General features: G+C 37.3%; 8 protein-coding genes and 3 tRNA genes. 4 read left to right on the top strand and 7 right to left on the bottom strand.

The window, feature by feature from the left end; all coding sequences use genetic code 11:
• From ACPDHL_RS06060 to ACPDHL_RS06050, 3 genes are all read left to right on the top strand, one after another.
• Positions 1 to 73, top strand: a tRNA-Phe gene (locus tag ACPDHL_RS06060).
• A 33-nt stretch (positions 74 to 106) separates the two neighbouring features.
• Positions 107 to 179: transfer RNA gene (locus ACPDHL_RS06055), tRNA-Phe, on the top strand.
• Positions 180 to 204: 25 nt separating this feature from the next.
• Positions 205 to 277: transfer RNA gene (locus tag ACPDHL_RS06050), tRNA-Phe, on the top strand.
• A gap of 84 nt (positions 278 to 361) precedes the next feature.
• Here ACPDHL_RS06050 and ACPDHL_RS06045 read toward each other — a convergent pair.
• Genes ACPDHL_RS06045 through purH form a run of 7 tightly spaced genes read right to left on the bottom strand, consistent with a single transcriptional unit; the run spans position 362 to position 7,966 of the window.
• Positions 362 to 844 carry a hypothetical protein gene (locus ACPDHL_RS06045; protein ID WP_430531897.1) on the bottom strand — a complete coding sequence of 161 codons (483 nt, stop codon included), beginning with the start codon at positions 842 to 844 and terminating at the stop codon, positions 362 to 364.
• A 44-nt stretch (positions 845 to 888) separates the two neighbouring features.
• The gene (gene rodA / locus ACPDHL_RS06040; RefSeq protein WP_430531896.1) at positions 889 to 2,142 is read right to left on the bottom strand and encodes a rod shape-determining protein RodA; all 1,254 of its coding nucleotides are present in this window, start codon (positions 2,140 to 2,142) and stop codon (positions 889 to 891) included.
• A complete protein-coding gene (mrdA, locus tag ACPDHL_RS06035; protein ID WP_430531895.1) occupies positions 2,139 to 4,004 on the bottom strand; it encodes a penicillin-binding protein 2 in 1,866 nt (621 codons plus the stop codon). The genes rodA and mrdA overlap by 4 nt, the downstream gene beginning before the upstream one ends.
• Entirely contained in the window at positions 4,001 to 4,522 is a 522-nt protein-coding gene (locus ACPDHL_RS06030) for a rod shape-determining protein MreD (RefSeq protein WP_430531894.1), read from the bottom strand. Before ACPDHL_RS06030 ends, mrdA begins: the two co-directional genes overlap by 4 nt.
• Complete coding sequence (gene mreC / locus ACPDHL_RS06025) at positions 4,515 to 5,348, bottom strand: rod shape-determining protein MreC (RefSeq protein WP_430531893.1); 834 nt, start codon at positions 5,346 to 5,348, stop codon at positions 4,515 to 4,517. The genes ACPDHL_RS06030 and mreC overlap by 8 nt, the downstream gene beginning before the upstream one ends.
• Positions 5,349 to 5,356: 8 nt before the next feature.
• Positions 5,357 to 6,385 carry a rod shape-determining protein gene (locus ACPDHL_RS06020; protein WP_060872609.1) on the bottom strand — a complete coding sequence of 343 codons (1,029 nt, stop codon included), beginning with the start codon at positions 6,383 to 6,385 and terminating at the stop codon, positions 5,357 to 5,359.
• Between the two features lie 54 nt (positions 6,386 to 6,439).
• Positions 6,440 to 7,966, bottom strand: a complete 1,527-nt coding sequence (purH, locus tag ACPDHL_RS06015; RefSeq protein WP_430531892.1) for a bifunctional phosphoribosylaminoimidazolecarboxamide formyltransferase/IMP cyclohydrolase — start codon at positions 7,964 to 7,966, stop codon at positions 6,440 to 6,442.
• Between the two features lie 183 nt (positions 7,967 to 8,149).
• On the opposite strand from purH, the gene ACPDHL_RS06010 reads away from it, so the two are divergent.
• A complete protein-coding gene (locus ACPDHL_RS06010) occupies positions 8,150 to 9,400 on the top strand; it encodes an ABC transporter permease (protein WP_430531891.1) in 1,251 nt (416 codons plus the stop codon).
• Positions 9,401 to 9,623 lie beyond the last annotated feature (223 nt).

Genomic DNA, 9,623 nt, shown 5'->3' with positions numbered 1-9,623 from the left:
GGTGCCTTAGCTCAGTTGGTAGAGCAAAGGACTGAAAATCCTTGTGTCCCTGGTTCGATTCCTGGAGGCACCACAAAATTAGCTTTTAGTATCTTAGTTTAAAACTGGTGCCTTAGCTCAGTTGGTAGAGCAAAGGACTGAAAATCCTTGTGTCCCTGGTTCGATTCCTGGAGGCACCACAAATTTTAAACTAAACAAGCACTGGGTGCCTTAGCTCAGTTGGTAGAGCAAAGGACTGAAAATCCTTGTGTCCCTGGTTCGATTCCTGGAGGCACCACACAAGTGAAAAACCGATAACTTTGTTATCGGTTTTTTTGTTTACGGTAAACTAAAAAGCGAAACCTAGGTTTCGCTTTCTTTCTTATTTCGTTAAAGTTTCGTATTTGTATTCTTCTGCTTTAATATCAAATTCTAGATTGGCAATTTGCGTTTGGTACTTATGCAATTTCGTTTTGATTTTTAATTCCTGAACAGGAGCGATCTTACCTAATGCCATATCGCGATTGTACTCATCGTTTTCTTTGTTGTATTTGATCTTCGTTTTATTCAATTTAGCAGTTGCTTTTTGAATGTTTTTCTGTGTCTTGGCAATTTCCTTTTGCTTCTTAATTTCGGCCTTTCTCTCGCGTTCAATTTGCTTCTGTTGCTGGTTGAATGCTTTGAGCTCTTCTGCTGTCATAGGAGCTTCTGCTGTCGTTAGTTCCTCTACAGTACTTTCGACAATTTGATAAGCTGGAGTTTCTGGTAAAACAGGTGCTGTTTCAGTTGTTTTTTCTGCTTCTTGTGCGTGAATAGCTGTTGAACCAAGTAGCAATAGTCCGGTGATTAAAAATGTTTTTTTCATTTTCTTCTTCTCTATTTTGTTTTTATTGTTGTTTGTAGTGAGTATTACCATTCATTAATTCTATTGGCATCTAATTTTAAAAAGATGAATAGCAATAAGGTAAAGGCGATTAAACTCGAACCTCCATAGGAGAAGAAAGGAAGGGGTACACCAATGGTAGGGAATAATCCCACAAGCATGGTGATGTTAAAGGCAAAGTGAATAAATAAAAAACTCACTACGCAATAACCATAGACTTTATTGAATCGTTTTTTTTGTTTTTCTGCCAAATAAATTAAGCGGAAAAACAAGCAAAGAAACAAGATGATGATGGTACTAGAACCAACGAATCCCCATTCCTCTCCAACTGTTGTAAAGATATAATCGGTGTGTTGTTCGGGCACAAAGCCACCTTTGGTCTGTGTTCCTTGAAGGAAACCAGTACCCTGCCATCCACCTGAACCAATAGCAATTTTCGATTGATTCAGATTATATCCTTCGGCTTGGAGGTCTACATTTTCGCCGAGTAAAACGTTTATTCTATCCTTTTGATGGGGTTCAAGTACATTGTCATACACATAATCAACGGATAGTACAAAGCCGCACATTACGGTGGCTAAAATAAGATAAATAAAGGGGTTTCTATTGATGTTTTTGTTAAAGTAGTAGTGTAGAAGTGTTAATAATGCAATGGTTGTAATTATTAACGAAGGTTTTACAACTAAAGACGCAATAAATAAAGCAATTGTGATAAATCCCGACCACAAATACCAAGAGGGAAGACCTTCTCGATACAACACAAAGATTAAGGATGCAAATAACATCGCACTTCCTGTGTCGTGTTTTAAAATAAGTAAGGTGGGAATTCCAATGATGGTAAAGGCGGTTATTTGCTCTTTAAATGTCTTTAACGTTCCTTGGTGATCCGAAAAATACTTGGCTAAGAGTAGAGCAGTGGTTGTCTTTACAAACTCAGAGGGTTGTATTCCCAATCCTCCAATTTGGTACCAATTGGTTTGTCCTTTTACTGACTTACCAAAGACGAATAGACCGAGGATGGATAGAATCCCTATGATATAAAAGATCAAGGCGTATTTTTCGTAAAACTTAGTGTCTAAAGCGAGTATAAGGATGATAAGGGGGATACACGTCAAAATAAAGACCAGTTGTCTACCGTATATTTGGCTAAAATCAAAAATACTAGCTTCCTCACTTGGTAGTGAAGTAGAATAAATATTTACCCATCCTGCAACAACAAGTAAAAGGTATAACAAAATAGTTATCCAGTCTATATGCTTTTGTACGCTTCCGCTTCTCATTGTTTTTTCTGCTTATCCGCTAAATTGTATAATTGTAAAACTTTGTTGTATTCGCTTTCTAAACTTCCTTCTAACATTCGCTTCTCTAAATCAGTGCGAACAACCTCAGGAAGTAAGTATTTTTGAAGCATTAAACTCGTAATCGGCGCTGCCCATCGTGCACCCCAAACTCCATTTTCAATAAAAACAGCTACGACAATTTGTGGATCATCAATAGGCGCAAAGGCAACAAATACGGAGTGATCTGCTAATTGATAACGCTTTCCATTGATGCGGGTAAAGTTTTCTACTGTACCTGTTTTTCCAGCCATTTCCAATTGAGGAACGGCTACGCTTCTCCCTGTTCCAATGTGGAATACTTGATTCATGCCTTGAACAATCGGTTCAAAGTGTTTGGGGTCAATAGTGGTTACTTGTTTGGTTACAAATTTTTTATCAATCTTGTGATCTTCGATATCTTTGATGATGTGAGGGGTATAGTAATAGCCTCGGTTTGCTACGGCAGCTATCATATTAGCTAGCTGTATAGGAGTGGTAATAACCTCTCCCTGACCAATTGAGTTAGAAATGGTCGTTGTACTTTTCCATCCTTTATTGGGGTACCAACGGTCGTAATAGGCTGAATTGGGAATATGTCCTTTTCGTCCTTCGGGTAAATCATACCCTAAGAATTGCCCCAGTCCAAAGCTCTCTAAATGCTTGCTCCAACGATCAATCCCTTCGGCTGGTGTTTTGTATTTTTCAATGATCTTTTTATAGGTTTGTGCAAAATAGGTATTGCAAGACAAGGCCAATGCGTGACGTAAACTCCACGTTCCAGAGTCGTGACATCCCATCCAGGCGCCACGTCCATAATAAAATCCACGGTTACAGCTAAAGGCCGTCTGTTCTGTAATTACCCCTTCTTGTAAACCAATCAATCCTGTTAAGATTTTGAATGGCGAACCTGGGGAATACTCTCCCGACAATACGCGATTGTATAACGGTTTAGCTAAGGAATCATTGTATAGCTTGGTGTAATTTTTCGAGCGTTCTCTACCTACTAACAAGCCAGGATCATAGGATGGTGCATTGATAAGCGCCAAGATTTCTCCTGTTTTGGGCTCTATTGCTACAATACCCCCGCGTTTGTTTTTCATTAAGAGTTCACCATAGGCCTGTAATTCCTGATCAATGGTTAGGGTGATATCGCTTCCTTTAATTGAAATAGTATCGTAAATTCCATCTTTAAAAGAGCCAATTTCGCGATTAAAGCGATCGCGTTGGATGTATTTTACTCCTTTTGTTCCTCTTAAAATCTCTTCATATTGTTGTTCAACCCCTTGAATACCAATTAAATCTCCTGATCTATAGTAGGGGTTTCTCTTGATGTTGTCTTCGTTTACTTGTCGGATGTAACCAAAAACGTTGGCACCCGAATTCACTTGGTAGTCTCGCAAGGAACGCTTTTGAACGTAAAATCCATTGAAGTGACGAATTTTTTCTTGAAAGGCTGCATATTCCGATTTGCTTAGCTGGGCTAAGAATACAGATGGTAAGCGTGGGCTATAAACCGTCGCTTTTTGCAGTTTTATTTTGAATTCTTCTAGGGATACATCCAGTAGTTTACACAAGGCAAGGGTATCAATATCCTTTACCTCACGTGGAATAACCATGATGTCATACGAGGGTTGATTCGCAACGAGCAATTTTTTATTTCGATCGAAAATATAACCCCTTTCTGGATATTCGTATACAATCTTTAACGCATTGTTTTCTGATTTTTTGATATAGGTATCATCGACGACCTGTAAGTAAAACAGTCGAATCAGAATGGTTATCGTTACTATAACGATGATAATAGGAAGTAATAACTTTCTCATCGTTTAGATGGTTTAATCAAATACAAGATAAGAATGCAGCTCAGTAAGGTCGTTATCGTTGTTAGTAAGGTTCGCAATAAGATTTCCAAGATAAAATTAAATCGAAGAAACTCCAAGGCAAATAAAACAACATGATGAATAACAACGGTAAAAATCAGGTATCCAAATACCTCCATGGAAGAAAATAAATCATGGGTTACTTTCTTTAAGACATTGAGGTTGTGGTATTGGTAACTAATACCAAAAGAAAATTTCAGGACCAAGGGTCTACTGAAAGCAAGTACTAATGAAGCTGCTGCATGCACGCCCCCGGAGTTCTCAAACATGTCTATGGTAAGTCCCAATAAGAAACTCGAAACATAGAACAAGGCTTTATTGCCATCTGTAGGATACAAGATGATAAAGAGAATATAGGGAAATGGATTTATAAAAGAAAATAAATCAAGATTGTTAAATATTAATACTTGCGCTATTAATAAGATAACAAAGCGAGTTATATTTGAAATAGCACTATTCATTGCGTGTTGCTTCTTCTAGTTCGTTAATTTCTTCAAGGTCGTTATTTTTAATCACATACACATACCCTAAGTTTGTCATGTCATTAAAAAGTTTGACTTCAATGGTAAAGTAATTAGAGCTTTCTGTAGTATAAGCTTTTTCAATGGTACCAATAGGGATGTTTTCTGGGAAAATATCTGAAATACCTCCAGTAACAATAGTATCGCCTTGGAAAAGTTCGGCTAAGCGGGGAATGTCATTTAACTGAACATACCCAGTGCTCTTTCCATCCCATTGCAAGGTTCCAAAGTGATTGGATCCTTTTATTTTGGCATTGATTTTCGATTTGGCATTCAAGATACTTTGTACGGTGGAGTATTTCTTGGATGATTTTTGAATAATTCCCACAATTCCGTTGCTATTGATTACTCCTAAATCTTTTGTAATACCTTCTCGTTCTCCTCCTTTGATTGTTAAATAGTTTTCTTTGGTGTTGAATTCATTTTTAATGACTTTAGCTACGATTACATTGTAAATCTGTTCTTGATTGTCAAGAACAGGTAATTCGATAGCTACAGAATCCACAACAGTAGAACTATTAAAGGCTTGTTTTTTTAGTAGGGCATTTTCCAGGACCAAAGCGTCATTTTCTGTTTTAAGACGCATGTATTCCTTCAAATTATTTACATTTTCATAGACGTAACCTGTCACACCATTTGCCGAACTAATAAAAGAACTCTTGTGAAAAGTATGCGTTCTCAGTACTAGGGCAAATGATATAACTAAAAGCAGCAAAAACAGTAGTTTCGTACTGTTTTTTATAAAGAAATTAATTATTTGCTGCATAGGTTAGTTTATTTTATCAATACACTTTTGTATTTGTCAATATTTTTGATCGCTAGACCTGTTCCGCGTACAACAGCACGAAGTGGATCTTCAGCAATATAAACCGGTAAGTCTGTTTTTTGAGAGATGCGTTTGTCTAATCCTCTTAACATGGATCCTCCACCTGCTAGGTAGATTCCCGTATTGTAAATATCAGCGGCTAACTCTGGAGGCGTTTGTGATAGCGTTTCCATTACGGCATCTTCAATACGTTGTATGGATTTGTCTAAGGCTTTGGCGATTTCGCGGTAAGAAACTGTTACCTGTTTTGGTTTTCCCGTTAACAAGTCACGTCCTTGTACAAGCATATCTTCTGGAGCTGTTTCCAAATCTTCTGTAGCAGCACCCGTTTGAATCTTGATTTTTTCTGCTGTACTTTCTCCAACAAATAAGTTGTGTTGTGTACGCATGTAGTAAATAATATCGTTGGTGAAAACATCACCTGCAATTTTTACTGATTTATCGCAAACAATACCACCCAAAGCAATAACAGCGATTTCTGTTGTTCCTCCTCCGATATCAACAATCATGTTTCCTTTTGGTTGCATGATGTCTACACCAATACCTATAGCCGCAGACATAGGTTCATGTATTAAATAAACCTCTTTACCATTCACTCGCTCACAAGATTCTTTTACCGCACGCATTTCTACTTCAGTTATACCTGAAGGAATACATACAACCATGCGCAAAGCAGGGGTAAACATTTTCTTTCTCAGTGCAGGAATGCTTTTGATAAAGAGGCTTATCATTTTTTCTGATGCGTCAAAATCTGCAATAACTCCGTCTTTTAAAGGGCGTATCGTTTTGATGTTACCATGAGTTTTCCCCTGCATCAAACTCGCTTCTTTACCAACGGCTATAATTTTTCCCGTTGTCCTATCTCTAGCAACGATTGATGGATTGTCAACGACAACTTTTCCATCGTGAATGATAAGGGTATTCGCAGTTCCTAAGTCAATTGCGATATCTTCCGTCATGAAATCAAAAAATCCCATAGATATAAAAGGCTTTTAGAGTTAATATTTATGTTGTTCTACAAAATTAGTAAATTAATGTTTAAAATGACGAATCCCTGTGAAAACCATTGCGATTTTATTTTCATCACAATAGGCAATACTTAACTCGTCTTTTATTGAACCACCCGGTTGAATAACTGCTGTGATTCCTGCTTTATCTGCAATTTCTACACAATCAGGGAAAGGGAAGAATGCATCACTTGCCATCACTGCTCCTTGAAGGTTGAATTCAAATGAATTAGCTTTTTCAATCGCTTGACGTAAGGCATCTACTCTTGATGTTTGTCCAGTTCCAGAGGCACATAATTGTCCGTCTTTTACTAAAACAATGGTATTTGATTTGGTGTGTTTACAGATTTTTGAAGCAAATAGTAAATCATCTACTTCTTTCGTTGAAGGTGTTAGCTTTGTAACGGTTGTTAAGTGATCTTTATTGTCAGTCACTCCATCTTTATCTTGTACTAAGATACCATTTAAACAAGTACGTACGTGTTTTGCAGGTAATTCAATCTCATTTAAGATTAAGATAATTCTATTTTTCTTTTCTTTTAAAATATCAACTGCAGCCGCATCATACGCTGGAGCAATGACCACTTCACAGAATAATTGGTTGATTTCTTTTGCTGTTTCCACGTCAATTAAGCCGTTTGCAATTAAAACACCACCAAAAGCAGAAGTTGGATCACCAGCTAAGGCATCTACATAGGCCGCTTTCATTGTGCTTCTTTGGGCAACACCACAAGCATTGTTGTGTTTTAAGATCGCAAATGTAGGTTGCTCTCCTTTGAATTCATTCATTAAGTTTACCGCTGCATCAACATCTAATAAGTTGTTGTACGATAACTCTTTTCCGTTTAATTTCTCAAATAATTGATCAAAATTGCCAAAGAAATGTCCTTTTTGGTGGGGGTTTTCTCCATAACGCAATTCAATTCCATTGGCATGGCTGATTTTTAACGTATCTTCTGCTTCGTTGAAGTAGTTGAAAATCGCTCCATCATAGTGAGAAGAAACGTGGAAGGCTTTTGTCGCTAATAAACGTCTTTGCGCTAAAGTTGTTGAACCATTGTTCTCTACTAACATCTGTAAGAATAAATCATATTCGTTTACAGAAGGTACAATAACTGTATCTTGGAAGTTTTTTGCTGCTGCGCGAATCAATGAAATTCCTCCGATATCAATTTTTTCAATGATATCAGCTTCATTTGCTCCTGAAGCTACTGTATCTTCAAAAGGGTATAGGTCTACAATCACTAAATCAATTTGAGGAATATCAAATTCTTGCATTTGCTGAACATCTCCTTCGTGATCTTGTCTATTTAAGATCCCTCCAAATATTTTTGGGTGTAATGTTTTTACTCTTCCACCTAAGATTGAAGGGTATGAAGTAATGTCTTCTACCGGTACCACAGGTATACCTAGATTCTTGATGAATGTTTCTGTACCCCCTGTAGAGTAAATTGTTACTTCGTTTTTGTGTAGTTCACGTACAATTGGCTCTAATCCATCTTTGCTGAAAACAGATAGTAAGGCCGATTGAATCTTTTTAGTTGTGTTCATTGTGTGTTATTAATTAAAGGGCAAAAATAACTAATGTCTAGGTATTTATAAAGTTAATACAGAAGTTTTTATTTTAATTTTAAGATGAGTAAATTGTCTTGTTTTTTCAACATAAAAATAAGCTCCAAGGTGTAACTTTTTGAATCTTCGACTACTAATAGGTATGTCGTTGAATTTGTTGCTATGATCGTATATTTAAGGCTTTTATATAGTAGTTTTCAGTTTGCATTTAATGCATTGAAGACAAATAAATTAAGAACACTACTGTCGCTGTTAGGTGTAACTGTGGGCATTTTTTCTATTATAGCTGTTTTAGCTGCTGTGGATTCTATGGATCGCACGATTAAAACTGAATTAAGTGGTTTTGATCGCAACATGATTTACGTGTTTAACCATTCCTTTGGACCGTCTGAAATTCCAAGGTGGAAAGTGGATCAATTTCCCAATGTAACCTATGAGGAATATGATTATTTAAAAAGAAATTTAAGTGGGTTAGGATATGCGTCTTTCAATTTCTTCGTGGGAAATGAAAATATGAAGGCAGAGAGTAACTATGCCAATGGCATTATTGTTCGCCCTTGTAGTTCGGATATGCAATTTCTCGATAACGTAAAAATGGCAAGCGGTCGTTTTTTCAACGAATCTGAATCGGTGAATGGCAATGCAGTAATCGTTATTGGACATGAAATCGCCAATACGCTTTTTCCAGGTCAGGATGCCTTGGGGAAAAATGTACGGCTGTATGGACGAAAATTTGTGGTTATTGGGGTATTGGAGAAGCAAGGAGCGCTAGCAATAGGAGGAGGGCAGGATGAAACTGCTTATTTACCTGTCAATCTGTTTCGACAAATGTTTGGCGATAATATTAAAGCCTACACACCAGTTATTATTGTTAAACCTAATAAAGCTGTAGATATTAAACATTTTAGCGATGAGATTACTACGCGATTACGCGCTTTTAGAGGATTAAGACCTGGTGATGATTCAAATTTCTTCGTCAATGAATTTGGCGGATTAATGGAGTTTATGGATAATATAATCGGTCAGATGAATGTTGTCGGTTGGATTATCAGTATGTTCTCTTTACTTGTTGGTGGATTTGGAATTGCCAATATTATGTTTGTATCCGTGAAAGAACGCACCCATTTGATTGGCATTCAAAAGGCAATAGGTGCAAAGCGTCGCATTATATTACTGCAGTTTTTGTTTGAATCTATTATATTAGCTCTTATTGGTGGATTGGTTGGAATTCTTGTTGTGTGGCTTATTGCTCTAGGGGTAAGCTCTCTATTGGATTTTCAATTTGTTTTGAGCTTCTTTAATATTGTCATCGGATTGGTATTATCCATGATCATTGGATTGATATCTGGCTATCTTCCTGCTCGTTCTGCTGCGAAATTAGACCCCGTAGAGGCTATTCGATCGGGGATGTGATTGGTGAGTGGTGAGTGGTGAGTGGTGAGTGGTAAGTGGTGAGTGGTAAGTGGTGAGTGGTAAGTGGTGAGTGGTAAGTGGTGAGTGGTGAGTGGTGAGTGGTGAGTGGTAAGTGGTGAGTGGTGAGTGGTGAGTGGTGAGTGGTGAGTGAGTGAAGTGGTGTGATAAGTGGTGAGTGATAAGTCTAAATAAGAGTAATTTAATAAATCACAAACAACAAAAG

Source organism: Myroides sp. C15-4, assembly GCF_050522745.1.
GTDB lineage: Bacteria > Bacteroidota > Bacteroidia > Flavobacteriales > Flavobacteriaceae > Flavobacterium.
Note: the sequence above shows the minus strand (reverse complement) of the source record. Positions and strands in the feature narration are given on the sequence as shown.

Coding starts and splice junctions, on each gene's coding strand:
- purH (WP_430531892.1), bottom strand. CDS start 7,966: ATGAACACAACTAAAAAGATTCAATCGGCCTTACTATCTGTTTTCAGC.
- ACPDHL_RS06030 (WP_430531894.1), bottom strand. CDS start 4,522: ATGAATAGTGCTATTTCAAATATAACTCGCTTTGTTATCTTATTAATA.
- rodA (WP_430531896.1), bottom strand. CDS start 2,142: ATGAGAAGCGGAAGCGTACAAAAGCATATAGACTGGATAACTATTTTG.
- ACPDHL_RS06010 (WP_430531891.1), top strand. CDS start 8,150: ATGATCGTATATTTAAGGCTTTTATATAGTAGTTTTCAGTTTGCATTT.
- ACPDHL_RS06045 (WP_430531897.1), bottom strand. CDS start 844: ATGAAAAAAACATTTTTAATCACCGGACTATTGCTACTTGGTTCAACA.
- ACPDHL_RS06020 (WP_060872609.1), bottom strand. CDS start 6,385: ATGGGATTTTTTGATTTCATGACGGAAGATATCGCAATTGACTTAGGA.
- mrdA (WP_430531895.1), bottom strand. CDS start 4,004: ATGAGAAAGTTATTACTTCCTATTATCATCGTTATAGTAACGATAACC.
- mreC (WP_430531893.1), bottom strand. CDS start 5,348: ATGCAGCAAATAATTAATTTCTTTATAAAAAACAGTACGAAACTACTG.